Source organism: Nonomuraea sp. NPDC049758, assembly GCF_040674635.1.
In the GTDB taxonomy this organism is placed as follows: Bacteria; Actinomycetota; Actinomycetes; order Streptosporangiales; family Streptosporangiaceae; genus Nonomuraea.
The window spans coordinates 137,589-164,426 of record NZ_JBFAMZ010000012.1; the positions used below are offsets into that span (position 1 = coordinate 137,589).

Genomic DNA, 26,838 nt, shown 5'->3' on the forward strand with positions numbered 1-26,838 from the left:
TCCCATGGCAGAGACCGTGGCAGACGTGATGACTTCCCACCCGGCGACGGTCGAGTGCGACCAGCCGGTGTCGGCCGCCGCGGCGCTCATGCGCGACAACGACGCGGGCGCGGTGATCGTCAACGAGAACGGGCGGATGAAGGGCATCGTCACCGACCGGGACATCACGATCCGGGTGGTGGCCGCCGAGCGGGGGCCTGAGACGCCGGTCAGGGAGGCGTGCAGCCCGTCGGTCGAGGCGGTCGGGCCCGACACGAGCATCGACCAGGCCGTGCAGATCATGCGCTCGCACGCCGTCCGCCGCCTTCCGGTCGTCGAGGACGGCCGTCCCGTCGGCATCGTGAGCCTGGGCGACCTGGCGGTGGAGCGCGACCCCGACTCCGCGCTCGCCGACATCTCGTCCGCGGAGAGCAACCGCTAACGTGGCCGTGTGATCACCGTCGAGGACGTCCGGCGCTTCGCGCGCACCCTTCCGCGCTCGTCCGAGCACCTGATCCGGGACCGCGTCAAGTTCCGCGTCGGAAAGATCGTCTACGTGGCGTTCTCGCGGGACGAGACGCTGATGGGCTTCGGGTTCCCGAAGGAGGAACGCGAGGCCCTGGTGGCGGCCGAGCCGGACAAGTTCCTCATGCCCGGCGAGTCCGATCTGCGCTTCAACTGGGTGGTCGCCCGCATGGACGCCCTCGACGCGGCGGAGATGCGGGAGCTGGTGCTGGAGGCGTGGCGCATGTGCGTCCCCAAGAAGGTCCGCCTGGAACAGCAACTCCAGACCGGCCCCTGACCCGTTCCGCCGCGGCTACGACACCGAGCGATAGAGGGCCGCGGTCAGGTCGGTGACGCGTTTGACCGAGCCGCTCCACGCGCTGCCCGCCGGGTGGGCGGTGAGCACCGCCATGACCAGGCGGTCGCCGACGCCGGCCAGGCCCGTCGTGTGCAGCACGGGCCGGCCGTAGTCGGGCACGCCCGAGCCGGTCGCGCGCTGCGCGATCCACGAGACGGGCGCGGCCAGGGCCTTGGGGTCGCACTTGCCGGGCGGCGTCGCGCCGAACCCCGACCAGCCCTGCTTGACCGCCCACGGCCTCGGCACCGCGCGCGGGATGCCGAAGGTCTGGTCGAAGCCGTCGGTGCCGCACGGCGTGGAGGCGCGCAGGTGGCCGAGGATGAGGTCGCGCACCCGGGCGTCGGCGGTGTCGAGCAGGTAGCGGTAGGTGCGGACGACGTCGTACGCGCTGAGCGAGGTGTAGCCCCAGAAGCCGGGCTTGGACGCGGGCGGCGGGGTGGTGTCGGACAGGCCGAGCCGGCGGGCGGTCCGGACGATGATCTGCCCCTTGCCGTCGCGGTCCCAGAACGCCGAGGCGGCGTCGTCGTCGCTGGAGCGCAGCATGATCTTCAGCAGCCGGGCGTCGGCCGGGGGCACGCTCTTGCGCCGCTCCAGGTAGTCGATCGCGATGAGGATCTTGACGACCGAGGCCGAGCGGAACTTGCGGTGGGCGTTCCGGACGGCGACGATCTTGCCCGCCTTCCTGTCGAACACCACCCAGGCCGCCGTGGTGCCCGGGGGCACCTGGATCGGGCGGGCGACGGCGGCGTGGGCGGGCGTGGCCAGGGCGACGACGGGGACGACCGCCGCCGCGGCGGCCAGGGGCTTCATTCGCACCCGCCTATAACTACCAGATTGTGTCGTCCAGCCCTTGACCGTCCAACGAAAGCGGGTATAAACACAGGAGAAACCAACCAGAAACGGCGGTGAACCAACATCATGTACGCCGAGGAGCGGCAGCAGGAGATCCTCCGCAGAGCGCGGGACGCGGGCCGCGTCGACGTGGTGCGGCTGGCCGCCGAGCTCGACGTGACCACCGAGACGATCCGCCGCGACCTGACCGCGCTGGAGCGGGCGGGCGTGCTGCGCCGGGTGCACGGCGGCGCGATCCCCGTGGAACGCCTGGGGTTCGAGCCCGCGCTGGCCGCCCGCGACGAGGTGATGACCGCGGAGAAGGAGCGCATCGCCAAGGCGGCCCTGGCCGAGCTGCCCGAGGACGGCTCGGTCATCATCGACGCCGGCACCACCACCGGCCGCCTGGTCCAGGCGCTGCCCGCCGACCGCGAGCTCACCGTGATCGTCAACTCGCCGCCGCTGGCCACCGTCCTGGCCTCGCGGGCCAACCTCCAGGTGATCGTGCTGGGCGGGCGGCTGCGCGGCAAGACGCTGGCCACGGTCGACGACTGGGCCCTGCGCCCGCTGGCCCACCTCAACGTCGACGTCGCGTTCATGGGCGCCAACGGCTGCTCGCCCGCCCGGGGCCTGACCACGCCCGACCCGGCCGAGGCGGCGATCAAGCGGGCCATGGTCCGGGCCGCGCAGCGCAGCGTGCTGCTGGCCGACCACACCAAGTTCGGCAACACCTACCTGGCCACGTTCGCCGAGCTGGGCGAGATCGACGTGGTGATCACCGACGCCGGGATCGACCCGGCGCTGGCCGCCGACGTCGCCGCGGCCGGGCCGGAGGTGATCCGCGCGTGATCCTCACGTTGACGCTCAACCCGAGCCTCGACCGCACGATCGAGATCGCCGCCCTGGCCAGGGGCGCGGTGATCCGGGCCGCGCGGGCCCGGCTCGACCCGGGCGGCAAGGGCGTCAACGTCTCGCGGGCGCTGCTGGCCAACGGCGTCGCCGCCCGCGCCGTGCTGCCCTTCGCCGGGGACGAGGGCGCGCAGCTCGTCCGCCTGCTGGCCGCCGAGGGCCTGGACATGGTCACCGTCCCCGTGGCGGGCACGACCCGGTCCAACGTCACGCTCGCCGAGCCCGACGGCACCGTGACCAAGATCAACGAGCCGGGGCCCGCGTTGTCGGCGGCCGAGCTGGACACGATCGCCGAGACCGTGCTGGCCGCGGCGCGGGAGGCGGACTGGGTGGTGGCCTCGGGCAGCCTGCCGCCCGGGGTGCCCGCCGACGTCTACGCCCGGCTGTGCCGCCGCTTCGCCGCCGCGGGCCTGCGCGTCGCCGTGGACACCAGCGGCCCGGCTCTCGCCCGTGCGCTGGAGGCCGGTCCGGCGCTGGTCAAGCCCAACCTCGACGAGCTGGCCGCGGTGACCGGCCGGCCGTTGTGCCGGGTCGGCGACGTCGTCGAGGCGGCGGCCGGGCTGCGCGCCGCGGGCGCCCGCACGGTGCTGGCCAGCCTCGGGGCCGACGGCGCCGTCCTCGTGCAGGACGACGGCGTCTGGTACGGCGAGGCCGCGGTCACCGGGCCGCGCAGCTCCGTCGGCGCCGGCGACGCCATGCTGGCCGGGTTCCTGGCCGCGGGCGGGCATGGTGTCCCCGCCCTGGCCGAGGCGCTGGCCTGGGGCGCGGCGGCGGTCCGGCTGCCCGGCAGCAGGATGCCCGGCCCCGCCGACATCGACCGCGCAGGGGTGCGCACGGGAGCCCCCGACCCGGCCCGCCCGCTCACCGTCCCGCACGCGCCGCCCGTCCCGGAGCCGGTCGCCCCCTCACCGCACGGCTGATCCACTGCTCATCCCCCCGAAGGAGCACGTCCATGGCCGACAGTTACACCCCTCTGGTCTACGGCACCGGAGTCAAGGCCACCATCCAGCGTCTAGGCGGCCATCTGGCCGGAATGATCATGCCGAACATCGGCGCGTTCATCGCCTGGGGCCTGATCACCGCGCTGTTCATCCCCACCGGCTGGCTGCCGGACAAGGAGCTCGCCGCGCTGGTCGACCCGGTCATCAAGGCCCTGCTGCCGATCCTCATCGCCTACACCGGCGGCCGCATGGTCCACGGGCAGCGCGGCGCGGTCGTCGGCGCGGTGGCGGCGATGGGCGTGGTCGTGGGCTCGGACATCCCGATGTTCCTGGGCGCGATGATCGTCGGCCCGCTCGCCGCCGTGATCCTGAAATATGTTGACAAGTTCACTGAGCAGCGGACCCGGGCCGGGTTCGAGATGCTGGTGGACAACTTCACCGCCGGCATCGTGGGCGCCGCGATGGCCGTGGCCGGGGTGCTGGGCATCGGGCCGGTCGTCCGGGTGGTCACCGACGCGGCGGGCCAGGCGGTCGAGTGGCTGATCACCAACAACCTGCTGCCGGTGGCCTCGGTGCTGATCGAGCCGGCCAAGGTGCTGTTCCTGAACAACGCGGTCAACCACGGCGTGCTGGGGCCACTGGGGGTGGCCGAGGCGGTGCGGCAGGGCAAGTCGATCCTGTTCATGCTGGAGTCGAACCCCGGCCCTGGGCTCGGGCTGCTGGTGGCGTACCTGCTGTTCGGGCCGCGTCCGCTGCGGCCGAGCACGCCCGCCGCGATGATCATCCACTTCTTCGGCGGCATCCACGAGATCTACTTCCCGTACGTGCTGATGAAGCCGCGGCTCATCCTGGCCGTCATCGCGGGCGGCGCGGCCGGCGTGTTCACCTTCATGATCACCGGCGCGGGGCTGGTCGCCACGCCCTCCCCCGGCAGCATCTTCGCCTACCTCGCGGTGACGCCGCGCGGCGGCTGGCTCGGCTCGATCGCCGGGATCGCGGTGGCCACGGCCGTGTCGTTCGCCGTCGCCGCCGTGCTGCTGGGCTTCGGCCGGGGCGAGAAGGACCCGGCGCCGGACGTCCCCGGCCCGCAGGACGCCGTAGCGGACCCGCCGGCGCCCGACCCCGCCGGCACCGAGCCCACGAGCCCCGAACCCATGAGCACCGAACCCATGAGCACCGAGCCCGCGAGCACCCGACCCGTCAGGACCGAACCCGTCAGCAAGGAGGCGTGAGCCGTGGCCGGCATCGACAGCAAGGACATCCACAAGATCGTCGTGGCCTGCGACGCGGGCATGGGCAGCAGCGTCATGCTCGCCTCCCAGCTCCGCAAGCAGCTCAAGGAGAGCGGCGTCACCGTCGAGCACACCCCGGTCAACTCCATCCCCGCCGACGCCGACGTCGTCGTGTGCCACTCCGGGCTGGCCGCCCGGGCCAGGGCCGCCGCCCCGGGCAAGGCTCTGGTGTCCTTCCAGGTCTTCCTCGGCGACCCGGCGGTGACCGCGCTGGTGAACACCATCAGGAACGGCGGCGCCGTCGATGCGTGAGGACCTGCTCGACGCGCGGGCGATCCTGCTGCACGAGAGCGCGGCCTCGCGGGAGGAGGCCGTCCGCCGGTGCGGGCGGGTCCTGGTGGAGGTGGGGGCGGTCGCGGAGCCGTACGTCGAGGCGATGCTGGAACGCGAGCGCACGATCTCCACCTACGTCGGCGAGGGGGTGGCCGTCCCGCACGGCACGGCCGCCTCCAAGCGGGACGTCACGCGCGACGCGATCTGCGTCGTGCGCTTCCCCGGCGGGATCGACTGGGACGGCGAGCGCGTCACGTTGTGCGTGGGCATCGCCGCCGCCGGCGACGGGCACGTGCCGCTGCTGGCGGCGCTGGCCGAGATCCTGCTCGACCCCGACCGGGCCAGGGCGTTGCGCGAGGCGACGGAGCCGGGCCAGGTGCTGAAGGAGCTGACGTGAAGGTAGCCAGGTTCCACGCCCCGGGCGACATCAGGATCGAGGACGCACCGGAGCCGCAGGCCGGGCCGGGCGAGCTGAAGATCCGGGTGCGCAACTGCTCGACCTGCGGCACCGACGCCAAGATCTTCCGGTACGGCCACCACCACATCAGGCCGCCGCGCGTGATGGGCCACGAGATCGCCGGCGAGGTCGTGGGCACCGGGGCGCGGGTGCAGGTGATCGCCGCCATCCCGTGCGGGACGTGCGCGGAGTGCCGCCGGGGCCGCGTGACCGTCTGCCCGCGCCAGGAGTCGATGGGCTACCACTACGACGGCGGCTTCGCCGAGTACGTGGTCGTCCCGGCCAAGGTGCTGGCGGTGAACGGCGTCAACCAGGTTCCGGACGGCGTCGGGTTCGCCGAGGCGTCGGTGGCCGAGCCGCTGGCCTGCGTGCTCAACGGCCAGTCACTGGCCGGGGTGGGCCCGGGCGACGACGTCGTGGTGATGGGCGCGGGCCCGATCGGCTGCCTGCACGTACGGCTGGCGCGGGCGCGCGGCGCGTCCCGGGTCTTCCTGGTGGACGTCAACGCCGACCGGCTGGCGATGGCGGCCGAGCTGGTGCGTCCCGACGCGGTGATCGACTCCGACGCCGTCGGGCAGGTGCTCAAGCTGACCGGCGGCCGCGGCGCCGACGTCGTGATCACCGCGGCGGCCTCCGGCGCGGCCCAGGAGCAGGCGGTCCGGATGGCCGCCCGGCAGGGGCGCGTGAGCTTCTTCGGCGGGCTGCCGAAGGACGACCCGGTCATCGCGCTCGACGCCAACCTGGTCCACTACCGGGAGCTGACCATCGTGGGCGCGAACGGCTCCAGCCCCGCGCACAACGCCGAGGCCCTGCGCCTGGTGGCCGAGGGCGCCGTCGTGGTGTCCGACCTGATCACCCACCGGCTGCCGCTGCCCCGGGTGCTCGACGGGATCGACCTCGTCAGCACGGGCAAGGCGATCAAGGTGACGATAGAACCCTGAAGGAGGTTGGCGATGGCGAGTCGAACGGTGGCCGTGGCCTGCGCCGGCGGCCTGCACGCGCGTCCGGCGAAGGTGTTCGTGCGGGAGGCGGCCCGGCTCGGGGTGCCGGTGCGGGTGCGGCTCGGCGAGAAGTCGGTGCCGGCCGGCAGCATGCTGGGGGTGTTGTCGCTGGGCGCGGTGCAGGGCACGGTGGTGACGCTGGAGGCCGAGGGCACGGGGGCCGAGGAGGCGCTCGACGCGCTGGCCGCCCTGCTGTCCCGCGACCTCGACGCCGTCCCCGCGCCCGGCGCCGCTGTAGCGGCGGCTGAAGCTGCGACCGGGGCGGCGACCGGGGCCGGTGAGGCGCTCGATGGCTGAGGCGACGCTGAAGGGGGTGGGGGTCAGCCAGGGCCGCACCGCCGGGCCCGTGGTGCGGATGGCGGCCCCGCCCGTGCTGCCCGCCCCCCGCCGGGTCACCGACCCCGGCGCCGAGACGGCCGCCGCCGCGAAGGCCCTCGACGCCCTCGCCGCCGACCTCGAACGCCGCGCCGCCCACGCCGGCGCCGAAGGGGCCGAGATCCTGGAGGCGCTGGCCATGATGGCCGCCGACCCGGAGCTGCGCGAGCAGGCCGAGGCCCACGTGCGCGACGACGGCCTGGACGCCCCCCACGCCCTGGACGCCGCCTTCTCCGCGCACCAGAAGGCCCTGGCCGCACTCGGCGGCTACCTCGCCGAACGGGCCGCCGACCTCGACGACCTCAGGTCCCGCGCGGTGGCCGCCGCCCTGGGCCTGCCCATGCCGGGCGTGCCCGACCCCGGCCATCCGTTCGTGCTGGTGGCCGCGGACCTGTCGCCCGCCGACACCGTCGGCCTGGGCCCGCGGGTGCTGGCGCTGGTCACCGAGCGCGGCGGGCCCACCAGCCACACCGCGATCCTGGCCCGCGGCCGCGGCCTGCCCGCCGTGGTGGCCTGCGCGGGCGTCACGGACGTCCCCGACGGGACGGTGGTCGGCGTGGACGGCGTCACCGGCGAGGTCACGGTCGGCCTCACCGGCGAGGAGGCCGACCGCGTACGGGAGTCCGACCGGCGCGACCGCGAGCGGCTGGCGGCCAGCACCGGGCCCGGCAGGACGGCCGACGGCCACCCGGTGAGGCTGCTGCACAACATCGGCTCGGCCGCGGACCTGCGGCCGGGGGCGGAGGGCGTGGGCCTGTTCCGCACCGAGTTCCTGTTCCTCGACCGCAGGCGGCCGCCGTCCCACCAGGAGCAGGTCGCCGCGTACGCGGAGGTGTTCGCGGAGGTGTTCGCCACGGGCGGGCCGGTGACCGTGCGCACGCTCGACGCCGGCACCGACAAGCCGCTGCCCTTCCTCGGCCTGCCGGCCGAGCCCAACCCGGCGCTGGGCGTGCGCGGCCTGCGCGTCGACCGGGTGCTGCCCGGCGTCCTGGACGCCCAGCTCGACGCCATCGCCGAGGCCGCCCGCGCCACGGGCGCCGACGTGCGGGTGATGGCCCCGATGGTGACCACCGCGCGCGAGGCCGCCGACTTCGCCCGCCGCGTCCGCGCCCACGGCCTGGCCCGCGCGGGCGTGATGGTCGAGGTGCCCGCCGCCGCCCTCCAGGCCGACGAGCTGCTGGCCGAGGTGGACTTCCTCAGCGTCGGCACCAACGACCTGGCCCAGTACACCTTCGCCGCCGACCGGCAGCATCCCGGCCTGTCCGACCTGCTCGACCCGGCCCAGCCCGCCCTGCTGCGGCTGGTCGGCATGTGCGCCGAGGCCGGGCTGCGGGCGGGCAAGCCGGTCGGGGTGTGCGGCGAGGCCGCCGGCGACCCGGCGGTCGCGCCGCTGCTGGTGGGGCTCGGGGTGTCCAGCCTGTCGATGGCCCCGGTGTGCGTGCCCGTCGTCCGCGAGGCGCTGGCGGCCCTCACCCTGGAGGAGTGCCGGGAGCGCGCCCGCCTGCCGTGGCGCTGACCGGTCAGCCGACCGGCTCGGGGTTGTGGGCCCTGAGCCGGAGCCGGTCGTCCTCGACGTCCACGGTGACCTTGCCGCCCTCGCCCACCTCGCCGGTCAGCAGCATCGTGGACAGGCGGTTGTCCAGTTCCCGCTGCACGGTCCGGCGCAGCGGGCGGGCGCCGAACTCGGGCTGGTAGCCGCGCCGGGCCAGCCAGTCCTTGGCCTCGTCGGTGACCTCCAGGGTGACGTCCTGGCCGCGCAGCCGCTGCCGGGTTCGCTCCAGCAGCAGGTCCACGATCTGGCGCAGCTGCTCGCGTTCCAGCCGCTTGAAGACGATCACCTCGTCGATGCGGTTGAGCAGCTCGGGGCGCAGGGAGTGGCGCAGCAGGTCCATGAGCTCGTCCTGCAGGCGCGGGGTGTCGCCCTCGGCGTCCAGGATGAGCTGGGCGCCGATGTTGCTGGTCATGATGACGATGGTGTTGGTGAAGTCGACCGTGCGGCCCTGGCCGTCGGTCAGGCGGCCGTCGTCGAGCATCTGGAGCAGGATGTTCATGACGTCGGGGTGGGCCTTCTCGATCTCGTCGAGCAGGACGACGCCGTGCGGGCGGCGGCGGACGGCCTCGGTGAGCTGGCCGGCCTCCTCGTAGCCGACGTACCCGGGGGGCGCGCCGATCAGGCGGGAGACGGTGTGCCGCTCCTGGAACTCGCTCATGTCGATGCGCACCATGTGGTCCTCGCCGCCGAACAGCGCGGCGGCCAGCGCCCTGGCCAGCTCGGTCTTGCCGACGCCGGTCGGGCCGAGGAACAGGAAGCTGCCGATGGGCCGGTTGGGGTCCGACAGTCCCGCCCTGGCCCTGCGTACCGCCTCGGCGATGGCCGTCACGGCCTCGTCCTGGCCGATGACCCGCTCGTGCAGGTGCTCCTCCAGCCGCATCAGCCGCTCGCGCTCCTGCTCGGTGAGCTGGGTGACCGGAATGCCGGTACGCCGGGAGACGACCTCGGCGATGTCCTCCACCATGACCTGCGGGACGGTGTCGTGGCCCTGCCGGGCGCGGTCCAGCTCGGGACGGAGCTTGTCGATCTGGACGGTGAGCTCCTTGGCCCGGTCGAAGTCGTCGGAGGTGACCGCCTGGTCCTTGTCGCGGCGCAGCGACTCCAGGCGTTCCTCCAGCTCGCGCACGTCGCTGGCGGGGGTGCGCGAGCGCAGCCGGACCCGGGCCGAGGCCTGGTCCATCAGGTCGATGGCCTTGTCGGGCAGGAAACGGTCGGAGATGTAGCGGGCCGAGAGGTTGGCGGCGGCGTCCAGGGCCTCGTCGGTGATGCGGACCTGGTGGTGGGCCTCGTAGGCGTCGCGCAGCCCGGCCAGGATCTCGACCGTCTGCTCGACGGTGGGCTCGCTGACCAGGATGGGCTGGAAGCGGCGTTCGAGCGCGGCGTCCTTCTCGATGTTCTTGCGGTACTCGTCGATGGTGGTGGCGGCGATGACGTGCAGCTCGCCGCGGGCCAGGGCGGGCTTGAGGATGTTGGCCGCGTCCATGCCGCCCTCGGCCGAGCCGGCGCCGACCAGGGTGTGCACCTCGTCGATGAAGACGATGGTCTCGTCGGCGTGCGCGCGCACCTCGTCGATGACCTTCTTGATGCGCTCCTCGAACTCGCCCCGGTACTTCGACCCGGCGACCATGCCGGTCAGGTCGAGCGCGACGACGCGGCGGTCCTTGAGCGTGTCGGGCACGCTGCCGTTGACGATGCGCTGGGCGATGCCCTCGACGATGGCGGTCTTGCCGACGCCGGGCTCGCCGATCAGGCACGGGTTGTTCTTGGTGCGCCGCGAGAGCACCTCGATGGCCTGCTCGATCTCGTCCTCGCGGCCGACGACCGGGTCGATCCTGCCCTGCCTGGCCTCCTCGGTCAGGTCGCGGCCGTACTCGTCGAGCGCGGGGGTGCCGGTGGGCTGCCGCCCGTCGCCGTGCTGCTGGCGGGACGCGCCGGACATGATGGCCTGCTGCAGCTCGTTGGCCGAGACGCCGTGCTCCTGGAGCAGGCGGGCGGCGCCGGAGTCGGGGTTGGCGGCCACGGCGAGCAGCAGGTGCTCGGGGCCGATGTAGGAGGACTGGAGGGCGCGGGAGATGCGCTGGGCGTCCAGGATGGCGCGTTTGGCCGCCGGGGTGAGCGTGGTGGGCGGCTCGGCGCCGGTGCCGGGTCCGGCCAGGGCGTCGATGCGGTCGCGCAGCCTGCCGAGGTCGACGCCCGCCGCCTGCATCAGCGGGCGGGTGGCGTCGGACTCGGTCAGCGCGTCGAGGACGTCCAGGACGTCCATGTCCTGGGCGCCGCGCTGCCCGGCGACCTCCAGGGCCCGGCTGAGGACCTCCCTGGCCGAGGCGCTGAGCAGCTTGCCCACGTCGACCCGCTGCACGCTGGGACGCGACGGCGGCCAGCCTTCCATCCCGCCGAACACCCGCCCGGTGAGCTCCTCGAACCCCCTGAACGGATCTCCCCCGAAGAACGACCTGAACGGCATGTCGGACATTTGATCTCCCCCTAGTGCATCAGGGGGACATCTAGCCGAAGAACCCGCAGGTCATAGCCAGCAATCGGCAAAGGGGACGTATTACTCGGTGGCTATGAGGTCGATCACGGGGGTGTCGCCCGAGACGAGCTCCAGCGTGCGATGCGCGGTGCCCGGGTTCTCCAGCAGCGCCATGACGACGGCGGCCACGTCGTCGCGCGGCACCGAGCCGGGCGGCACCTCGGGGGCCAGCCGGACCAGGCCCGTGCCGGGCTCGTCGGTCAGGCGGCCGGGGCGCAGGATCGTCCAGGCCAGGCCGTCGCGGGCGCGCAGGTCGTCCTCGGCGGCGGTCTTGGCCTCGATGTAGGCGGCCCAGACCGCGTCGCTGCCCGGCGCGGGCGGGCGGCCCGCGCCCATGGAGGAGATCTGGATGAACCGCCGCACGCCCGCCCGCTCGGCGGCGTCGGCCATCAGGACGGACGCGGCCCGGTCGACGGTGTCCTTGCGGGCCGCGCCGCTGCCCGGGCCGGCGCCGGCCGCGAAGATCACGGCGTCGGCGTCGCGCAGGATCTCCGCCACCTCGTCGGCGGTGGCCTGCTCCAGGTCGCACAGCACGGCCTCGGCCCCGGTGGCCTCGACGTCGGCCACGTGCGCGGGGTTGCGCACCAGGCCGACCGCGCCGGACCTGAGCCGCTCGGCCAGCCGCAGCGCGATCTTGCCGTGCCCACCCGCGATGATGATCCGCATGCCTCCCATGGTGTCATGGACGTCATGAACGACTTCCCGCAGGCCCCCACGCCCGCGTTCCTGTTCGACCTGGACGGCACCCTGATCGACAGCGTCTACCAGCACGTCGTCGCCTGGCGGCAGGCGCTGTCCGGGATGGGGATCGACCTGTCGGTGTGGCGCATCCACCGGCGCATCGGCATGAGCGGCGGCCTGTTCGTCAGCGCGCTGCTGCGCGAGACCGGCCTGAAGCTGACCCAGGAGCAGATCGACCAGCTCCAGGTGCACCACGCCGAGGCGTACGAGCAGCAGGTGGACTCGGTCAAGCCGCTGCCCGGGGCGGCCGAGCTGCTCGGCGAGCTGACCGCGCGCGGTGTGCCGTGGGCCATCGCGACCAGCGGCTACGCCCGTACGGCCCGGCTCGCGCTGGGCATGCTGGGCCTGCCGGAGGACACCCCGATGGTCACCCGCGACCAGGTGCGGCGGGCCAAGCCGGACCCGGATCTGTTCCTGGCCGGTGCGGCGCTCGTCCAGGTGGACCCGCTGCATGCGATGGTGGTGGGCGACAGCGTCTGGGATCTGCTGGCCGCCCGCCGGGCGGGCGCGCTCGGCATCGGGCTGCTGTCCGGTGGATATGGCAGGGACGAGCTCGAACGTGCCGGGGCCTTCCGCGTGTACGCCGATCCGGCGGACATGCTCGACAGGTTGGACGAGCTCGGCGTGCGCTCCCCGTCCTGAGCGAGGGGGGAATATCTCGCCGAACCTCCCAGCTTGATCGTGCGTATCCCCCACAGAGGAGCATTGAAGATGGACTTGGCAGACATCGGCGTCACCGGCCTGGCCACCATGGGGCGCAACCTGGCCAGGAACCTGGCCAGGCACGGGTACGCCGTCGCCGTGCACAACCGCACGACGGCCCGCACCCAGCAGCTGGTCAGGGAGTTCGGCGGGGAGGGCACGTTCGTGCCGGCCGAGGAGCTGGCCGCCTTCGTGGCGTCGCTGAAGCGGCCGCGCCGGGCGATCATCATGGTGAAGGCGGGTCCCGGCACCGACGCGGTGATCGACCAGCTCGCCGAGCTGATGGAGCCGGGCGACATGATCGTCGACGGTGGCAACGCGCATTTCCAGGACACCCGGCGGCGTGAGGCGGCGCTGCGCGAGCGCGGCATCCATTTCGTCGGCACCGGCATCTCCGGCGGTGAGGAGGGCGCGCTGCTCGGCCCGAGCATCATGCCGGGCGGCTCGAAGGAGTCGTGGGAGGCGCTGGGCCCGATCCTGCAGGACATCTCCGCCAAGGTGGACGGGGTGCCGTGCGCGGTGCACGTCGGTCCCGACGGCGCCGGGCACTTCGTGAAGATGGTGCACAACGGCATCGAGTACTCGGACATGCAGCTCATCGCCGAGTCCTACGACCTGCTGCGCCAGGCCCTGGGGGCGACGCCGGCCGAGCTGGCCGAGGTGTTCAGGGAGTGGAACCGGGGCGACCTGGACTCGTACCTGATCGAGATCACCGCCGAGGTGCTGGAGCAGGTCGACGCGGCCACGGGCAAGCCGTTCGTGGACGTCGTGGTGGACCAGGCCGAGCAGAAGGGCACCGGCCGCTGGACCGTGCAGAGCGCGCTCGACCTGGGCGTGCCGGTGACCGGCATCGCCGAGGCGGTCTTCGCCCGCGCGTTGTCGGGCCACCCGGAGCAGCGCGCCGCCGCCGCGTCGCTGGAGGGCCCGCAGCTGTCCGGCGTCGGCGGCCGCGAGCTGATCGAGGACGTGCGCCAGGCCCTGTACGCGTCCAAGATCGTCGCCTACGCGCAGGGCTTCGACCAGATCGCCGCCGCCTCCAAGGAGTACGGCTGGGACGTCGACCCGGGCGCCATGGCCACCATCTGGCGCGGCGGCTGCATCATCAGGGCCAAGTTCCTCGACCGCATCCGCGCCGCCTACGACGCCGACCGGCAGCTTCCGACGCTGCTGGCCGACCCTACCTTCGCCGCCGCGCTGAACGCCGCGCAGGACGCGTGGCGGCGCGTGGTGACCACGGCCGTGCGGATCGGCGTGCCGACGCCGGGCTTCTCCTCCGCGCTGGCCTACTACGACGGGCTGCGCCGCGACCGCCTGCCGGCCGCGCTGGTGCAGGGGCTGCGCGACTACTTCGGCGCGCACACCTACCACCGGGTGGACCGGGAGGGCGCCTTCCACACCGACTGGTCGGGCGACCGCGACGAGCACCCCGCCTGACCGCCCCCGGGGCTCGGCGGACGGTCAGCCGCCGGTCAGGGCGACCGGGTTGGCCACCGCCGTGACCACGCAGAACCCGATCGGCCCGGCCGTGTCGTGCAGGGTGACCTGGCCGGTCGCGACGCCGCCGGCGCTGAGGTGGCCGGTGGCCTCGACGCCGATCAGCTCGCCCTCGGGCAGCCGGGCGAGCGTCAGCGTGTAGTCGGCGTTGATGAAGCTGACGCCCGCCGAGCCGACGTTGGCCAGCGGGCTGGCGAAGTCGGCGGCCAGGGCGGCGCGGGTGAGCGGCGTCAGCGGCTCGTCGTCCACCAGCGGGTGGGTCTCCCGCAGCCACACCCGGTCGCGCCCGCCCTGCCCCCACTCGGTCAGCTGCCACAGGTCGAACGGCGGCTTCCAGCCCTGCCCCTCGGCCGGGTCGCCGGCGGGCGGCGGCTCGTCCCAGGCGGGCGTGTGCGGCAGCCGGCCGCCGGGCTGCTCGCCCTGCCGGAGCAGCACGGCCGAGGCCCGGCCGATCACGCCCTGTCCGGTGGAGAGCACGGCGTCGGCGACCCGGATCCGCCGTCCGTCCCTGACCAGGGTGGTCTCCACCGTGACCGGCAGCATGGGGCTGTTGCGGAACAGGTCGACGGTGAGCCTGGCGAAGTGCAGGCCGGGCTCGCCGTGCCGCTCCTCCAGGGCGCTCGCCGCCAGGCCGCCGAGCAGCCGGCCGTGGAGCATGTCGGGGGACCAGGGGCTGCGCGCGTGCGGGGCGGGCACGAACTCGCCCTCCTTGCGCGTGAAGAACGCTGACGTGGCCATCACCGAATCATATTCTGGACGAGAGCAGCCGCCGTCCCAGGGCGTGCAGACGTTCCTTCAGCTCGGCCGGTTCGAGCACCTCGAAGTCGAGGTCGAGGAAGGCCACGGCCACGGCCATCAGGTGCAGGTCGTCGCCGCGCATGGTGAGCAGGCAGGTGGTCTCGTCCACCGGCTCGACCTCGCCGCCGATGCGGCCGGCCAGCCGTCCGGCCGGGGCGTGGATCAGGAAGCGGGCCTGGATCGGCCACATCTGGTGGCCGAGCCGGTGCCGCACCCACGCGGCGACGTCGGCCTCCGGCGGCTCGCGCGGGGCGAAGCGCGGGCCGTTGGGCGTGCGCACCTCGATCCGGTCGGCCCGGTACGTGCGCCAGTCGTGGCGGTCGACGTCCCAGCCGACCAGGTACCAGCGGCTGCCCTTGCTGACCAGGCTGTGCGGCTCGGCCCGCCGCAGCGTGGCGGCGCCCTCGTGGTCGGTGTAGTCGAAGCGCAGCTGCTCGCGGTCGCGGCAGGCGGCGGTGATGCGGGTCAGCAGCTCGGGGTCGACCGTCGGGCCCTGCCCGCCGACGCGCACGGTGTGCGTCTGCAGGGCGTTGACGCGCTGCCGCAGGCGGGCGGGCAGCACCTGTTCGAGCTTGGCCAGGGCGCGCAGCGAGGTCTCCTCGATGCCGGTCACCGTGCCGCCGGCGGCCGTGCGCAGGCCGACCGCGACGGCCACGGCCTCCTCGTCATCGAGCAGCAGCGGCGGCAGCTCCGCGCCTGGGCCGAGCCGGTAACCGCCGGCCACTCCCGGGGTGGAGCCGACCGGGTAGCCGAGGCTGCGCAGCCGGTCGATGTCGCGGCGCAGCGTGCGCGGGGCCACGCCGAGCCGCTGCGACAGCTCCGCGCCGGGCCACTCGCGCCGGGTCTGCAGGAGGGAGAGCAGGCGCAGGAGCCGCGCCGAGGTGTCGAGCACGGGACCATTGTGGCCTGATCCTGGCCGCAATGCTGCCTAGCGTGGGCGGCATGAACCGATTTGTCATCGACATCCCGCAGTCCGCGATCGACGACCTGCGGGCGCGGCTGGACCGTACGCGCTGGCCGGACGCCCTGGAGGGGGTCGGCTGGTCCTACGGCGTGCCGCCCGAGGCCGTGCGCGAGCTGGCCGCGTACTGGCTGGACGGCTACGACTGGCGGGCGCACGAGGCGCGGCTCAACGAACTGCCGCAGTACACGACCGAGATCGACGGCCAGCGCGTGCACTTCGCCCACGTGCGCTCGCCGCGTCCCGGCGCGCTGCCGCTGCTGCTGACGCACGGCTGGCCGAGCACGTTCGCCGACTTCTCCCGCGTGGCCGAGGCGCTCAGCCGTGACTTCCACCTCGTCATCCCGTCCGTGCCCGGGTTCGCCTTCTCCGGCCCCACCACCGAGACCGGCTGGGGCGTGCGCCGGGTCGCCGCCGCCTGGATCGAGCTCATGGACCGCCTCGGCTACGACCGGTACGGCCTCCAGGGCGGCGACTTCGGCTCGCTCGTCTCGCCCGCCCTGGCCCGGATGGCGCCCGAGCGGGTGGCGGGCGTGCATCTGAACGCGCTGACGGCGTTCGTCTCCGACGACCTGTCCGGGCTGACCGAGGCCGAGACCGAGCGCGCGCGGCGGATCGAGCGCTGGCACCGCGAGTTCTCCGGGTACGCCGCCGTCCAGGGCACCAGGCCGCAGACCCTCGCCTACGCCCTGGCCGACTCGCCGGCCGGCCAGCTCGCCTGGCACCTGGACGCGTTCGCGAGCTGGGGCCAGGACGCCGGCGGGGTCGCCCCCGACGACGTCCTGACCAACGTCACCATCACCTGGCTGACCGGCACCGCCGGCTCCTCCGCGCGCCTGTACCGGGAGAGCGGCGGCGACTGGGCGCCGCCCGCCGAGCCCGGCAGGACGCCGACGGCCGTGGCCGTCTTCCCCGGCGACAGCACGGTCCGCCGCTACGCCGAGCGCTCCCACAACGTGGTGCGCTGGTCGGAGCCGGCGCGCGGCGGCCACTACGCCGCCCTGCAGGCCCCCGACCTGCTGGCCGAGGACGTCAGCTCGTTCTTCGCCGAGCTCTAGCCAGGCACTTCGTTCTTGGCCGAGCTCTAGCCGGGCATCACGCAGAACGGGTGGCCCTCGGGGTCGAGCAGCACCGTCCAGTCGTCGCCGCCCGGCTGGTGGCCGGGCAGGGTGGCGCCCAGGGCGACCAGCGCCCGCCTGGCCTCCTCGACGTCGGGGACGGTGAGGTCGAGGTGCACGTGCTTGCCGTCGTTGGGCCAGCCCGGCCCCTGGTAGCCGTCGATCCGCTGAAAGGCCAGCGGCACGGGACCGCCGGTGACGGTGGCGTAGTCGGGGTCGGAGTCGCCGACCTGCCACCCGGTCGCCTTGGCATAGAAGCCCGCCAAGGCGACGGGGTCGGCGCAGTCGAAAACTATGGAGGAAATCACTGTTGTCATGCCCCCACCCTTGCCGGTGACCCCCCGGAGGTCTTGAACATCCTTGCACCCCACCCGCCCCCACCACCGCCCTCTCAGCGGCACCCCGCCGCCACCCCACACGGCCCTCCGCCACACACCACCGCACACCTCACCCCGCCGCCACACGCCTCCGCCGCCCGGCCTGGCCACCACCCCGCAGCCACACGCCTCCACCTCACACGGGTTGCCCCCCGCCGCACACCCCCACCCACGCCGCTCCTGCACACCTCCACCCCACCGCCGCACGCCGTCCGCAACCCTCGCCGGGCACCACCGCCTTACGCCCGCCACGCACCCCACCGGCACTCCCGTCCCACGGCCTCGTCGCATACGCCCCCGACTCCTCGCCACCGCTCCCGCCGCACGACCCTGGCCGCACGGCCCCCGCAACCCTCGCCAGGCACCACCGCCTTACGCCCGCCGCCCGCCCCACCGGCACTCCCGCCCCACGGCCCCATCGACTACGGCCCACTCCTCGCGGCGCCCCTGCCCTACGCCCGCTGCACACCGCCACGCCTCCGCCGCGCACCTCACCGCCCCTGCCCCCCTCCGCCGACGCTGTACCCCCTGGGGGCCGAAGGGGGTGCCGAAGGTCCCGCGCCCTGGCGGGGAGATTGTCGGTGGTGGGGCGTAGCGTTCGGCGGGTGCGATCCTCCAAGCCGCTGGCCCGTGGGAAGGGCTTCACCCTCGACCTGGTGACCTGCGTCGACGACCACCGCGGCTGGTCCCGTCCCGATGTGAGCCGGGCCCACCGCATGGTGCTGGTCCACCGCGGCGCGTTCCGCCGCATGGCCGACGGCCGCCAGGCCGCCGTCGACCCGACGATGGCCTACCTCGGCTCCCCCGGCGAGGAGGAACGCTTCGCCCACCCGGCGGGCGGCGACGTCTGCACCTCGCTGTCCCTGTCCCCCGCCCTCTGGCGCACGCTCGCGGGCGACGCCACCCGCCTCGCCCGCTCCACGGTCTACGTCGACGCCCGCCTCGAGCTCGCGCACCGCCGCCTGCTGGCCACCGCCCGCGCGGGAGACCCCGACTTCGCCCTGGTCGAATCCCTGCTGTCGCTGACCGGCGCCACCCTCACCCAACTGGCCGGGCCCGCCACCCCGGCCGCCGCAGACGGGGCGGCCGCGACGCGCCGGCCAGCCCCGTCCCCCGCCCGCTCCACCGCGGCCATCGCCGACGCCGCCCGCGAGGCGATCTCGGCCGACCATCCGGCGGCCGCCGGGCTGTTGCCGCTGGCGGAGTTGCTGGCCGTCTCCCCCTACCGGCTCAGCCGGGCCTTCACCCGCGAGCTGGGCGTCTCGCTGACCCACTACCGCAACCGGGTGCGCGTGAGCCGGGCGCTCGACCGGCTGGAGAGCGGCGAGACCGGCCTGGCCGCGCTCGCCGCCGACCTCGGGTTCGCCGACCAGGCCCACCTGACCCGTACGATCCGCCGCCACGTCGGCCACACCCCGACGGTCCTGCGCCGCCTGCTGGCCTCCCCCGCGCCCCTCGGGCGGGTGGATTTCGGGTCGCCTGCCGCCGTAAGCTCCCCCAATGCATGATGCAGGTGAGGACCCCCGGCCCGCCCGGGGCGTCGTACGCGAGGTCCACTCGCTCAACGCTCCCGTCACTCTGGCCTACTCCCCCGACCTCGACGGCCTGGCCGATCCGGGGGAGATCGTGTGGGCGTGGGTGCCGTACGAGGAGGATCCGTCGCGGGGCAAGGACCGGCCGTTGCTGGTCGTGGGCCGTACCGGGCGCAGGCTTCTCGGCATGATGTTGTCGAGCAAGGGCGACGACGGCTCCGACTGGCTGGAGGTCGGCGCGTGGGGCCGCGACGGACGGGTGTCGTACCTGCGGCTCGACCGGGTCTTCGTGCTGGACGAGGGCGACATCCGCCGCGAGGGCGCGGTGCTCGACGGCGACCGGTTCGCCCGGGTGGCCTCCGTCCTCATGCAGACACACGGGTGGGGCGTGGCCTGACACGTACGGCTCGATCCTCCCCGCACCGGTCCGCTCCCGCAGCGGTGGGCAGTCCTGTAGCCCCCGGGGATGGGCGTGAGGGAGTATCCGGATGGTAAGCGCACGATCCGGTCATCGTCCGAGATCGCCCGTGCCTGCGATCATGGGTGCATGCGTGTTGTGGTGATCGGCAGCGGGATCGTCGGGGCGAGCGCGGCCTACTACCTGAGCGGCCGCGGCGTGGCCGTGACCGTGGTGGACCGCGGCTCCCAGGGCCAGGCGACCCAGGCGGGCGCGGGCATCGTGTGCCCCTGGGTGGACCATCCGGAGGACGACTCCTGGTACTGGCTGACCAGCGAGGGTGCCCGCCACTACCCGAGGCTGGTCGAGGCCCTGGGCGAGGACATCGGCTATGCCAAGGTCGGGGCCCTGCTGGTGGCCGAGGACCCGGTCGATCTCGAACCGGTGCGGGCCCTGCTGCGCCGCCGCTACGCCGACGCGCCCGAGATGGGCGAGGTCACCGACGTGCTGACGCCGTCCGACCTGTTCCCGCCGCTGTCCGACGACCTCAGCGCGCTCCTCGTGCCGGGCGCCGCCCGGGTGGACGGCAGCGCCGTACGCGACGCGCTGCTGCGTGCCGCCGTCGCCCGGGGCGCCGAGGTGCTGCACGGCAGCGCCGTCCTCACCTCCGACGGGCAGGTGCGCCTGCACGCCGCCGACGAGGACATCCCGGCGGGGAACGGGCCGCAGTGGGCCCAGCCGGGGCCGGGGGCCGGCGCGGTGAGCGGCCGGACCACCTCCTGGCGCCAGGCCGCTCCGCTCGCGCCGGACTACCCGTCCGCCACCGGCGACCTGACCGAGAGCCCTCTTGAGGCGTCCGCCGAGGGACCGGTCGGCGCTGCGGGCGACGCCCCCTTCGGCGGCCCTCCGGACGGGTCCCCCGGAGGCCCCGCCCCGGCCTCCGAGCCCGTCCCGCCCGTGGTGGAGCCGATCGTCCCGGTCCCACCGGCCGAACCCGTCGCCCTTTCCGCGGCCGAACGCGTGCCCGCCGGCGAGGGCGTCCCGCTGGAGGCGGACGTCGTGATCGTGACGGCCGGGGCGTGGACGGGCGAGGTGTGCCGTCCGCTCGGGGTGGAACTGCCGGTGTTCCCCCGGCGCGGGCAGATCCTGCACGCCACGCTCGACGGCGTGGACACCGCCTTCTGGCCCATCGTGCTGCCCAGGAGCGGACCGTACCTGCTGGGGTTCCCCGGCTCGCGGGTGGTGATCGGCGCGACCGTGGAGGACGTCGGGTTCGCGCCCCGGGTAACGATGGGCGGCCTCGAAGAGGTGATCGCAGCGGGGTTGCGGGTGGCGCCCGGCCTGTTCGGGGCGACGGTGTCCGAGACGAGGGTCGGCCTGCGGCCGGTCAACGCCCCCGGCCCCGCGCTCATCGGGCGGCTCACGCCGAGGGTCGTCGTGGCGACGGGGCTGAGCGCGTACGGGCTGACGGCGGGCCCGTTCACCGGCGAACTCGTCGCCAAGCTGGCCCTCGACGAACAACCCCCCATCGACCTCACCCCCTACGCCCCCCGCACCGCCTGACCACCGGCCGGGCCGGGGCCCAACCGGGCGAACGTCCCGCGCGGAAGTAAGGCGTCCATCGGCCGCCGCCCAAGAGCGTTCCAGCGGGACGACGCCGCACCCGGACGGCAGGCCGGCGCAGGCCTGCCGCCTCCAGACAGCGGGCCGACCCAGCACGAGCCACTCCCGTCCGAACGGCAGGCCGACCCACGACGAGAGCGGAGCCGTGCCGCGTCCGGATGACCGGCCAAACCAGGACGAGAGCGGGCCGTGCCGCGTCCAGACATCGGGCCAGACGAGAACAAGGGCGGCCTGCGGAGGCCATGCCGCGTCCGGATGGCGGGTCTTAGCGGTAAGTAGGCGTTAGTCAGACCCCGGCATGATCCAGACGGCACTGCGCGGATATGGTGGATTTCTCCCCACCGTGATCTCGTGGGGAGGCCGCGTTGCCGCTGTTCGCGCTGCTGATCGTCCTGCTGCTGGCCGCCGGATGCGCCTCCGCCCCGGAACGACCGGAAGGGCCCGAGCGCCCCACAGAACGGGCCGTTCCCGCCGTCCCCCCTCCGCCGCGCCCCTCGATCCCCGTGCCCATCCCCCTTCCCGCCGAGCACATCAAGGTCCCCTACGCCGCCTCCGGCTCGTACGCCGTGGTGCCCGGCGGCGCGCCCGCCCGAGACGGAGAGGGCGAGGTGGTGCGGTACCTGGTGGAGGTCGAACGCGGCCTGCCGATCGACGGGACCGTGTTCGCGGCCGCCGTGCACCGCACCCTCAACGACCCGCGCGGATGGGCCCGCTTCCAGCGCGTCGACCACGGCCCGGTACGGGTGCGGGTGGCGCTGTCCAGCCCGGGACTGACCGTCCGCGAGTGCCTGCCGTTGCGCACCGGCGGCACGTTGTCGTGCTGGAACGGGACGCGCTCGGTCATCAACGCGCTCCGCTGGGCCGACGGCGTCCCGCAGTACGAGGGCGACCTGGCCGCCTACCGCGACTACCTCATCAGCCACGAGGTCGGCCACAGCCTGGGACACGGCCACCGCGCCTGCCCCGGCCCCGGCCTGCCGGCTCCGGTGATGGTCCAGCAGTCGAAGTCGCTGGGCCGCTGCCGTCCCAACCCGTGGCCCCACCCGGAACGCCGCCCGGACGAGCGCCGCGACGCCCTCGCCCGCAACCCCTGACGGATGGCCGGGCCCCCGGAAGCCGCGAACCTCCTACTCGGAAGGGCTCGCGGAGGCGGGAGGAGGACTCGCGGGGGCGGGCGCGGCAGGAGGGCTCGGGGCGGCAAGCGGACTGGAGGGAAGTCCGGCGCCTGGGCCCACGCCGCGCAGCAAGGTGTCCACCAGCCGCCCCGCCAGCGCCTCCGGCTCGCCGTCGCGGCTCTGCGCCGCCTCGTGGATCAGGGCGTAGTAGACCCGGCGGGCCCAATCCGGCTCCACGTCCTCCCGCAGCACCCCGGCCGCCCGCGCCTGCTGGAACAGCCGGTCGCACCTGGCCTCGACCTCGGAGTGCACCCGTGCCACCTCGGCCCCCGCCGACGGCCCGCGGCTCATCGCGAACCCCCAGTCGATCTTCACCCGCAGCACGTTCGCCGTCACCTGGTAGAGCGCGACCAGCGGCGGCGCCTGCTCGGGACGCGCGGCGTCCACGGCGGCGGCGAACTGCCGGGTGGCCCACTCGGTCATCGCCTCCACCAGCGACTCCCTGGAGGCGAAGCGCCGGTGGACGGTCGTGCGCGCCACCCCGGCCGCCTCGGCGATCTGCTCCATGCTGGCCGCCGGATTCCTGCTGAGCACCCGTTCGGCCGCCTCCAGGATCGTCCGGACGGTCCGCTCAGCGTCGGACCGCAGGGCCCGTGTCGTCCCACTCACACCTCAGAGGGTACAGGACGGTACCTCTTCAATTCGAAGTTGCGTCATCACTGTTGCAAGTTCTAGAGTGATCGCATCACCGCTGACGCAAGAAGGGCGATTCACATGGACATGCGACTCACCGGCAAGACCGCCGTCGTCACCGGGGCGAGCAGGGGGCTGGGGCTGGCGATCGTCGAGGCGCTGACAGCCGAGGGCATGCGGGTCGTGGCCGCGGCCCGCACGATCTCCCCCGAGCTGGAGCACACCGGCGCGATCACCGTGACGGCCGACCTGTCCACCGCGGCGGGCCCGGCCGAGCTGGTCGAACACGCGCTGGCCGAGCTTGACGAGATCGACCTCCTGGTCAACAACGTGGGCGGCGGCGACGGCGGCCAGGGGCAGCTCAACGGCTTCCTTGGCTTCGACGACGACGCCTGGCGCCAGTCGTACGATCTGAACTTCCTCAGCGCCGTGCGGGCCACCAGGGCCGCGATGCCCAGCCTGTTGCGGCGGGGCGGCACTGTGATCAACATCTCGTCCAACGGCGCCCGCGTGCCACACATGGGGCCGGTCGTGTACACCACCGCCAAGGCCGCGCTGACGGCGTTCGGCAAGGCTTTGGCCGAGGAGTTCGGCCCGCGTGGCGTGCGGGTCGCCACCATCTCCCCCGGCGCCTCGCGCACCTCGATGTGGGAGGCCCCCGACGGGTACGGCGCCGCCCTGGCGGCCTCGCTCGGCATGGAGCACGAGCAGTTGCTCGCGGGGCTGCCGTCGGTCACCGGGATGACGACCGGTAGGTTCGTCGAACCGGAAGAAGTCGCCTCCTTGGTGACGTACCTGGCCTCGCCGCACGCCGGGAGCGTGAACGGCGCCGACTACGTCATCGACGGCGGAGCGATCAAGACGGTATGAACTATCGCGATATATCGTAGAACGGGAACACCGGGGAATCCCGCCCGGTTGGGCGGGATGGACATCATCTCCAGGGGAGTGTGGGCAATGGCAGGAATGCGGACCGCACGGCGGATCCTCGCGGGCGGCGCGCTCGCCGCCGCGGCCGGGTGGGCGTTGCGCGGGATACCGGCCGAGCTGGGCGTGCGGCCTTTGACGTCGGGGCCGGACCGGGTGAGCAGGATGCGGCGCTCGCCGCAGTTCAGGGGCGACACGTTCGTCAACCCCATGTCCGAGCCGACCGCCCTGATGACCACGCCCCCGGTGGGCCTGCTGGCCGAGCTGGCCAGGAACAAGGAGCAGCGGCATCCCGCCGGTCCCATCCCGCTGCGCCTGCCGCCGTCCGGCCCGCCGCCCGCCGACGGCCTGCGCGCGGTCTGGTACGGCCACGCCTCCACGCTGGTGGAGATCGAGGGCAGGCGGGTGCTGTTCGACCCGGTGTGGAGCAACCGGGTGTCGCCGTCCCAGCTCGTCGGCCCCAAGCGGCACCACCCGCTGCCGGTGGACATCGGCGACCTGCCGCAGGTCGACGCGATCGCGATCTCGCACGACCACTACGACCACCTTGACATGGCCACCGTACGCTCGCTCACGCGCACCCAGAAGGCGCCGTTCCTGGTCCCGCTGGGCATCGGGGCGCACCTGGAGCGGTGGGGCGTGCCGCTGTACCGGATCATCGAGCTCGACTGGGACGAGGAAGCCGAGGTGGCGGGCCTGCGCTTCGTCGCCACCGCCGCCCGGCACTTCTCGGGGCGGGCCTTCACCAGGAACGACACCCTGTGGGGCTCGTGGGTGGTGGCCGGTCCGAGCAAGCGGGTCTTCTACGCCGGCGACTCGGGATACTTCCAGGGCTACCGGGGCATCGGGGCCGCGCACGGGCCGTTCGACCTGACGTTGATGCCGATCGGCGCCTACAGCCCGGCCTGGCCCGACATCCACATGAACCCGGAGGAGGCCGTCAACGCCCACCTCGACCTCGGCGGCAAGCTGCTGCTGCCGGTCCACTGGGCGACGTTCACGCTTGCACTGCACCCGTGGGCCGAGCCGGTGGACCGCCTGTGGCGTGAGGCGAAGGCACGCGACGTCGAGATCGTGGTGCCCCGGCCGGGCGAGGGCGTCGACGTCACCGCCGCCCCGTCCGTGGACGGCTGGTGGGAGACCCTGGGATAGCCGTCCCATCGGTGGACGGCTGGTGGGAGACCCTGGGCCAGCCGTCCCATCCGTGGACGACTGATGGGAGACCCTGGGCCAGCCGTCCCATCCGTGGACGACTGGCAGGAGACCCTGGGCCAGCCGTCCCATCCGTGGACGACTGGCAGGAGACCCTGGGCCAGCCGCCCCGCCCGTGGACAGCTGGCAGGAGACCCTGGGATGGCCGTCCCGTCCGGGTGACGCCGACTGTGGGAGGCCGTACGGCCCCCTACAGTCGTGGGGTGAGCAACATGGAACGTGACCCCCGCGAACTCCGCTGCGCCGCCGACGGCGGCGACCGGAGCGAGGTGCTGACCGGACGCGAGGTGCCGCTGGGCGGCCCGCGCGCGATGCGGGTGAGCAGGACGCTGCCCGGCGTGCACCGGCGGATGATCGGCGCCTGGTGCTTCGTCGACGCCTACGGCCCCGAGCCGGCGCTGATGCGCGTGCCGCCCCACCCGCACACCGGCCTGCAGACGGTGACGTGGCTGCTCGCGGGCCAGGTGCTCCACCGCGACAGCGTCGGCAGCCTGAGCCGGGTGCGTCCCGGCCGGCTCAACCTGATGACGGCCGGGCGCGGCATCTCCCACTCGGAGGAGTCGCCCGGCACGACGCTGCACGGCGTGCAGCTCTGGGTGGCCCTGCCGGAGACCCACCGGCGCACAGCTCCCGGCTTCGAGCACCACGCCACCCTGCCCGTGTTGTCCGGCCCCGGCTTCGACGCCACCGTGATCATGGGCACGCTCGGCGGCGTGACCTCGCCCGCGACCACCTACACCCCGCTGGTGGGCGCCGAGGTGACGGTCGACGGCACGGGCGAGGTGCCGCTCGACCCCTCCTTCGAGCACGGGCTGCTGCTGCTCGACGGCGAGGTCGAGCAGGCCGTGCCGGGAGCGCTGCGCTACCTGCCGCCGGGCCCCGGCACGTTGCGGCTGTCGGGCCGCGGGCGGGTGCTGCTGATCGGCGGCGAGCCGTTCGGCGAGGAGATCGTCATGTGGTGGAACTTCGTGGGGCGCTCCCACGAGGAGATCGCCGCCTTCCGGAAGGAGTGGGCGGAGGGCGAGGGCTTCGGCGCGGTCGAGGGCTTCGACGGCGAGCCGCTGCCCGCCCCGGCGCTGCCCTCCATCCGCCTGAAGCCGCGCGGACGGGTACGTCCCGAGACGCGTTAGTAGACCGAGATGTGCGGATGGTCGAAGTGGTTGGCCGTCGTGCCGCCGCGGTTGGACATCGTCCGCCAGGTGCCCGTCCTGGCGTGCCAGATGCGCTGGCGGTAGATGATGTACATGATTCCGAGGCGCCGGGAGTTCTTGATGGCCCAGTCGGCGATCTCGTAGCCGCGCTTGACCTCGGCCGCCGACGGCATCGCGCCGCCATGGCTGAGCATGAAGTCACAGGCGCGGCCGAGCGGGTGCTCGCCGCCGTCCTGGATCGTCCGGTAGCAGCCGATCCCGTACGGCACCGCGAACCGTTCCTTGATCAGCGTCTTGACCAGGCGCATGCGGGGCGTGATGTTCTCGGAGCCGTCCGGAAGCTGCGGCACCCACGTGCCGTCCGGGCGGCGCACGCCCGGGGCCGTGTAGAGCTTGTCGATCCGGTCCCTGATCTTCTCGATCAGCTTCTCGGCCTTCTTCTTGCGCCCCTCCAGGTCGGCCACCGCGGTGCCGAGCTCCTCGGCGCGGGCGGCGGCCTCCTGCTCGGCCTTGCGGCGCTCGTCCCTGACCTTGGCGTAGCCGCGCAGCCGGGCGTCCTGGACGTCGATGAGGTGACGGCTCAGCGCCAGGCGGCTCAGCAGCGCGTCCGGGTTCTGGCTGCCGGTGAACAGGGCGATCTGGTTGGGTTCGCCGCCGATGTACTGGGCCACGGCCAGCGTCCTGAGCTGGAGGGACTCCCGGTCGTAGATCTCCTGGGCGGCGGCCAGCCGCTCGCGCGCGCTCTTCTCCGTCTTCTCGGCCTGCTGCTGGGCGCGGCGGCTGTTGTAGTACTCCTCGATGAGCCGGTCCGACTCCTTGCTCAGCGCGGCCAGCTCCTTCTTGAGCTGCTTCACCGAGGGTTTGGGGGCCGCGCGCCCGGCTGAGGCGTTGCCCGCCGTCAGCGTCAGCCCGACGAGTACGGCGACCACGGCCCGCGCCACGTGGCCCACGGCGGAGGAGGCGACCGCCACTGTCCTCCTTTGCCTGAGCCG

The 26,838-nt window shown here is 73.8% G+C and carries 28 protein-coding genes; 20 read left to right on the forward strand and 8 right to left on the reverse strand.

What is annotated here, in order from left to right:
* The first annotated feature begins 4 nt into the window (after positions 1 to 4).
* Together AB0J46_RS29525 and AB0J46_RS29530 are read left to right on the forward strand one after the other, a co-directional pair.
* Positions 5 to 421 carry a CBS domain-containing protein gene (locus tag AB0J46_RS29525; RefSeq protein ID WP_364337441.1) on the forward strand — a complete coding sequence of 139 codons (417 nt, stop codon included), beginning with the start codon at positions 5 to 7 and terminating at the stop codon, positions 419 to 421.
* A 9-nt stretch (positions 422 to 430) separates the two neighbouring features.
* Positions 431 to 781: an MmcQ/YjbR family DNA-binding protein gene (locus AB0J46_RS29530; RefSeq protein WP_352350971.1), complete on the forward strand. Its 351-nt coding sequence runs from the start codon at positions 431 to 433 to the stop codon at positions 779 to 781.
* A gap of 15 nt (positions 782 to 796) precedes the next feature.
* Here the strand turns inward: AB0J46_RS29530 and AB0J46_RS29535 are convergent, their stop codons facing one another.
* Positions 797 to 1,651, reverse strand: coding sequence for a hypothetical protein (locus AB0J46_RS29535; RefSeq protein WP_364337660.1), 855 nt, complete (start codon positions 1,649 to 1,651; stop codon positions 797 to 799).
* A 108-nt stretch (positions 1,652 to 1,759) separates the two neighbouring features.
* Between AB0J46_RS29535 and AB0J46_RS29540 the strand changes: the two genes are divergently transcribed.
* The 8 genes from AB0J46_RS29540 to ptsP are packed head-to-tail and all read left to right on the forward strand — an operon-like array spanning position 1,760 to position 8,436.
* Entirely contained in the window at positions 1,760 to 2,521 is a 762-nt protein-coding gene (locus AB0J46_RS29540) for a DeoR/GlpR family DNA-binding transcription regulator (protein WP_352350975.1), read from the forward strand.
* Positions 2,518 to 3,501: a 1-phosphofructokinase gene (pfkB, locus tag AB0J46_RS29545; RefSeq protein WP_364337444.1), complete on the forward strand. Its 984-nt coding sequence runs from the start codon at positions 2,518 to 2,520 to the stop codon at positions 3,499 to 3,501. The genes AB0J46_RS29540 and pfkB overlap by 4 nt, the downstream gene beginning before the upstream one ends.
* A gap of 32 nt (positions 3,502 to 3,533) precedes the next feature.
* The gene (mtlA, locus tag AB0J46_RS29550) at positions 3,534 to 4,754 is read left to right on the forward strand and encodes a mannitol-specific PTS transporter subunit IIC (RefSeq protein ID WP_364337446.1); all 1,221 of its coding nucleotides are present in this window, start codon (positions 3,534 to 3,536) and stop codon (positions 4,752 to 4,754) included.
* 3 nt (positions 4,755 to 4,757) lie between these two features.
* Positions 4,758 to 5,066, forward strand: coding sequence for a PTS lactose transporter subunit IIB (locus AB0J46_RS29555; protein ID WP_358286402.1), 309 nt, complete (start codon positions 4,758 to 4,760; stop codon positions 5,064 to 5,066).
* Positions 5,059 to 5,484 carry a PTS sugar transporter subunit IIA gene (locus AB0J46_RS29560; RefSeq protein ID WP_358011434.1) on the forward strand — a complete coding sequence of 142 codons (426 nt, stop codon included), beginning with the start codon at positions 5,059 to 5,061 and terminating at the stop codon, positions 5,482 to 5,484. The genes AB0J46_RS29555 and AB0J46_RS29560 overlap by 8 nt, the downstream gene beginning before the upstream one ends.
* Entirely contained in the window at positions 5,481 to 6,485 is a 1,005-nt protein-coding gene (locus AB0J46_RS29565; RefSeq protein WP_364337449.1) for a zinc-dependent dehydrogenase, read from the forward strand. Before AB0J46_RS29560 ends, AB0J46_RS29565 begins: the two co-directional genes overlap by 4 nt.
* Positions 6,486 to 6,497: 12 nt before the next feature.
* Positions 6,498 to 6,842: an HPr family phosphocarrier protein gene (locus AB0J46_RS29570; RefSeq protein WP_364337451.1), complete on the forward strand. Its 345-nt coding sequence runs from the start codon at positions 6,498 to 6,500 to the stop codon at positions 6,840 to 6,842.
* Positions 6,835 to 8,436 (forward strand): phosphoenolpyruvate--protein phosphotransferase, encoded by a 1,602-nt coding sequence (gene ptsP / locus AB0J46_RS29575; protein ID WP_364337453.1) that lies wholly within the window; start codon positions 6,835 to 6,837, stop codon positions 8,434 to 8,436. Before AB0J46_RS29570 ends, ptsP begins: the two co-directional genes overlap by 8 nt.
* Positions 8,437 to 8,440: 4 nt before the next feature.
* Here the strand turns inward: ptsP and AB0J46_RS29580 are convergent, their stop codons facing one another.
* Complete coding sequence (locus tag AB0J46_RS29580; RefSeq protein ID WP_364337455.1) at positions 8,441 to 10,945, reverse strand: ATP-dependent Clp protease ATP-binding subunit; 2,505 nt, start codon at positions 10,943 to 10,945, stop codon at positions 8,441 to 8,443.
* A gap of 81 nt (positions 10,946 to 11,026) precedes the next feature.
* A complete protein-coding gene (locus tag AB0J46_RS29585; protein WP_364337456.1) occupies positions 11,027 to 11,671 on the reverse strand; it encodes an SDR family oxidoreductase in 645 nt (214 codons plus the stop codon).
* A gap of 24 nt (positions 11,672 to 11,695) precedes the next feature.
* Between AB0J46_RS29585 and AB0J46_RS29590 the strand changes: the two genes are divergently transcribed.
* Together AB0J46_RS29590 and gndA are read left to right on the forward strand one after the other, a co-directional pair.
* Entirely contained in the window at positions 11,696 to 12,388 is a 693-nt protein-coding gene (locus AB0J46_RS29590) for an HAD family hydrolase (RefSeq protein WP_364337661.1), read from the forward strand.
* A 69-nt stretch (positions 12,389 to 12,457) separates the two neighbouring features.
* Positions 12,458 to 13,882, forward strand: a complete 1,425-nt coding sequence (gene gndA, locus AB0J46_RS29595; RefSeq protein ID WP_364337458.1) for an NADP-dependent phosphogluconate dehydrogenase — start codon at positions 12,458 to 12,460, stop codon at positions 13,880 to 13,882.
* Between the two features lie 24 nt (positions 13,883 to 13,906).
* Here gndA and AB0J46_RS29600 read toward each other — a convergent pair whose 3' ends face one another.
* Together AB0J46_RS29600 and AB0J46_RS29605 are read right to left on the reverse strand one after the other, a co-directional pair.
* Positions 13,907 to 14,680: a thioesterase family protein gene (locus tag AB0J46_RS29600; protein ID WP_364337460.1), complete on the reverse strand. Its 774-nt coding sequence runs from the start codon at positions 14,678 to 14,680 to the stop codon at positions 13,907 to 13,909.
* A 7-nt stretch (positions 14,681 to 14,687) separates the two neighbouring features.
* Positions 14,688 to 15,632 carry a YafY family protein gene (locus AB0J46_RS29605; protein ID WP_364337462.1) on the reverse strand — a complete coding sequence of 315 codons (945 nt, stop codon included), beginning with the start codon at positions 15,630 to 15,632 and terminating at the stop codon, positions 14,688 to 14,690.
* A gap of 50 nt (positions 15,633 to 15,682) precedes the next feature.
* Between AB0J46_RS29605 and AB0J46_RS29610 the strand changes: the two genes are divergently transcribed.
* On the forward strand, positions 15,683 to 16,759 hold the full coding sequence (locus tag AB0J46_RS29610) for an epoxide hydrolase family protein (RefSeq protein WP_364337464.1): 1,077 nt from the start codon (positions 15,683 to 15,685) through the stop codon (positions 16,757 to 16,759).
* Positions 16,760 to 16,785: 26 nt separating this feature from the next.
* On the opposite strand, the gene AB0J46_RS29615 is transcribed toward AB0J46_RS29610, so the two are convergent.
* Positions 16,786 to 17,136, reverse strand: coding sequence for a VOC family protein (locus tag AB0J46_RS29615; protein WP_364337466.1), 351 nt, complete (start codon positions 17,134 to 17,136; stop codon positions 16,786 to 16,788).
* A 665-nt stretch (positions 17,137 to 17,801) separates the two neighbouring features.
* Between AB0J46_RS29615 and AB0J46_RS29620 the strand changes: the two genes are divergently transcribed.
* The 4 genes from AB0J46_RS29620 (at position 17,802) to AB0J46_RS29635 (ending at position 21,842) form a co-directional block, all read left to right on the forward strand.
* Entirely contained in the window at positions 17,802 to 18,704 is a 903-nt protein-coding gene (locus AB0J46_RS29620) for a helix-turn-helix domain-containing protein (protein ID WP_364337468.1), read from the forward strand.
* The gene (locus AB0J46_RS29625; RefSeq protein WP_364337470.1) at positions 18,697 to 19,125 is read left to right on the forward strand and encodes a type II toxin-antitoxin system PemK/MazF family toxin; all 429 of its coding nucleotides are present in this window, start codon (positions 18,697 to 18,699) and stop codon (positions 19,123 to 19,125) included. Before AB0J46_RS29620 ends, AB0J46_RS29625 begins: the two co-directional genes overlap by 8 nt.
* 150 nt (positions 19,126 to 19,275) lie before the next feature.
* The gene (locus AB0J46_RS29630) at positions 19,276 to 20,688 is read left to right on the forward strand and encodes an FAD-dependent oxidoreductase (RefSeq protein ID WP_364337471.1); all 1,413 of its coding nucleotides are present in this window, start codon (positions 19,276 to 19,278) and stop codon (positions 20,686 to 20,688) included.
* Between the two features lie 425 nt (positions 20,689 to 21,113).
* The gene (locus AB0J46_RS29635; RefSeq protein WP_364337473.1) at positions 21,114 to 21,842 is read left to right on the forward strand and encodes a DUF3152 domain-containing protein; all 729 of its coding nucleotides are present in this window, start codon (positions 21,114 to 21,116) and stop codon (positions 21,840 to 21,842) included.
* A gap of 33 nt (positions 21,843 to 21,875) precedes the next feature.
* Here AB0J46_RS29635 and AB0J46_RS29640 read toward each other — a convergent pair whose 3' ends face one another.
* The gene (locus AB0J46_RS29640) at positions 21,876 to 22,532 is read right to left on the reverse strand and encodes a helix-turn-helix domain-containing protein (protein ID WP_364337475.1); all 657 of its coding nucleotides are present in this window, start codon (positions 22,530 to 22,532) and stop codon (positions 21,876 to 21,878) included.
* 105 nt (positions 22,533 to 22,637) lie between these two features.
* Between AB0J46_RS29640 and AB0J46_RS29645 the strand changes: the two genes are divergently transcribed.
* The 3 genes from AB0J46_RS29645 to AB0J46_RS29655 all read left to right on the forward strand — a co-directional run bounded on the left by AB0J46_RS29645 (position 22,638) and on the right by AB0J46_RS29655 (position 25,825).
* Complete coding sequence (locus AB0J46_RS29645; RefSeq protein WP_364337477.1) at positions 22,638 to 23,426, forward strand: SDR family NAD(P)-dependent oxidoreductase; 789 nt, start codon at positions 22,638 to 22,640, stop codon at positions 23,424 to 23,426.
* Positions 23,427 to 23,513: 87 nt separating this feature from the next.
* Positions 23,514 to 24,635: an MBL fold metallo-hydrolase gene (locus AB0J46_RS29650; RefSeq protein ID WP_364337478.1), complete on the forward strand. Its 1,122-nt coding sequence runs from the start codon at positions 23,514 to 23,516 to the stop codon at positions 24,633 to 24,635.
* 272 nt (positions 24,636 to 24,907) lie between these two features.
* The gene (locus AB0J46_RS29655) at positions 24,908 to 25,825 is read left to right on the forward strand and encodes a pirin family protein (RefSeq protein WP_364337662.1); all 918 of its coding nucleotides are present in this window, start codon (positions 24,908 to 24,910) and stop codon (positions 25,823 to 25,825) included.
* Here AB0J46_RS29655 and AB0J46_RS29660 read toward each other — a convergent pair.
* Positions 25,822 to 26,817 (reverse strand): hypothetical protein, encoded by a 996-nt coding sequence (locus tag AB0J46_RS29660; protein ID WP_364337480.1) that lies wholly within the window; start codon positions 26,815 to 26,817, stop codon positions 25,822 to 25,824. The genes AB0J46_RS29655 and AB0J46_RS29660 overlap by 4 nt on opposite strands.
* Between the last annotated feature and the right edge of the window lie 21 nt (positions 26,818 to 26,838).

Excerpts from the sequence above, each read along its gene's own strand:
- AB0J46_RS29655 (WP_364337662.1), top strand. The coding sequence starts at position 24,908 with ATGGAACGTGACCCCCGCGAACTCCGCTGCGCCGCCGACGGCGGCGAC.
- AB0J46_RS29535 (WP_364337660.1), bottom strand. The coding sequence starts at position 1,651 with ATGAAGCCCCTGGCCGCCGCGGCGGCGGTCGTCCCCGTCGTCGCCCTG.
- AB0J46_RS29570 (WP_364337451.1), top strand. The coding sequence starts at position 6,498 with ATGGCGAGTCGAACGGTGGCCGTGGCCTGCGCCGGCGGCCTGCACGCG.
- AB0J46_RS29615 (WP_364337466.1), bottom strand. The coding sequence starts at position 17,136 with ATGACAACAGTGATTTCCTCCATAGTTTTCGACTGCGCCGACCCCGTC.
- AB0J46_RS29525 (WP_364337441.1), top strand. The coding sequence starts at position 5 with ATGGCAGAGACCGTGGCAGACGTGATGACTTCCCACCCGGCGACGGTC.
- gndA (WP_364337458.1), top strand. The coding sequence starts at position 12,458 with ATGGACTTGGCAGACATCGGCGTCACCGGCCTGGCCACCATGGGGCGC.
- AB0J46_RS29600 (WP_364337460.1), bottom strand. The coding sequence starts at position 14,680 with ATGGCCACGTCAGCGTTCTTCACGCGCAAGGAGGGCGAGTTCGTGCCC.
- AB0J46_RS29610 (WP_364337464.1), top strand. The coding sequence starts at position 15,683 with ATGAACCGATTTGTCATCGACATCCCGCAGTCCGCGATCGACGACCTG.
- AB0J46_RS29585 (WP_364337456.1), bottom strand. The coding sequence starts at position 11,671 with ATGCGGATCATCATCGCGGGTGGGCACGGCAAGATCGCGCTGCGGCTG.
- AB0J46_RS29625 (WP_364337470.1), top strand. The coding sequence starts at position 18,697 with ATGCATGATGCAGGTGAGGACCCCCGGCCCGCCCGGGGCGTCGTACGC.
- mtlA (WP_364337446.1), top strand. The coding sequence starts at position 3,534 with ATGGCCGACAGTTACACCCCTCTGGTCTACGGCACCGGAGTCAAGGCC.
- AB0J46_RS29580 (WP_364337455.1), bottom strand. The coding sequence starts at position 10,945 with ATGTCCGACATGCCGTTCAGGTCGTTCTTCGGGGGAGATCCGTTCAGG.
- AB0J46_RS29645 (WP_364337477.1), top strand. The coding sequence starts at position 22,638 with ATGGACATGCGACTCACCGGCAAGACCGCCGTCGTCACCGGGGCGAGC.
- ptsP (WP_364337453.1), top strand. The coding sequence starts at position 6,835 with ATGGCTGAGGCGACGCTGAAGGGGGTGGGGGTCAGCCAGGGCCGCACC.
- AB0J46_RS29650 (WP_364337478.1), top strand. The coding sequence starts at position 23,514 with ATGGCAGGAATGCGGACCGCACGGCGGATCCTCGCGGGCGGCGCGCTC.
- AB0J46_RS29540 (WP_352350975.1), top strand. The coding sequence starts at position 1,760 with ATGTACGCCGAGGAGCGGCAGCAGGAGATCCTCCGCAGAGCGCGGGAC.
- AB0J46_RS29630 (WP_364337471.1), top strand. The coding sequence starts at position 19,276 with ATGCGTGTTGTGGTGATCGGCAGCGGGATCGTCGGGGCGAGCGCGGCC.
- AB0J46_RS29560 (WP_358011434.1), top strand. The coding sequence starts at position 5,059 with ATGCGTGAGGACCTGCTCGACGCGCGGGCGATCCTGCTGCACGAGAGC.
- AB0J46_RS29590 (WP_364337661.1), top strand. The coding sequence starts at position 11,696 with ATGAACGACTTCCCGCAGGCCCCCACGCCCGCGTTCCTGTTCGACCTG.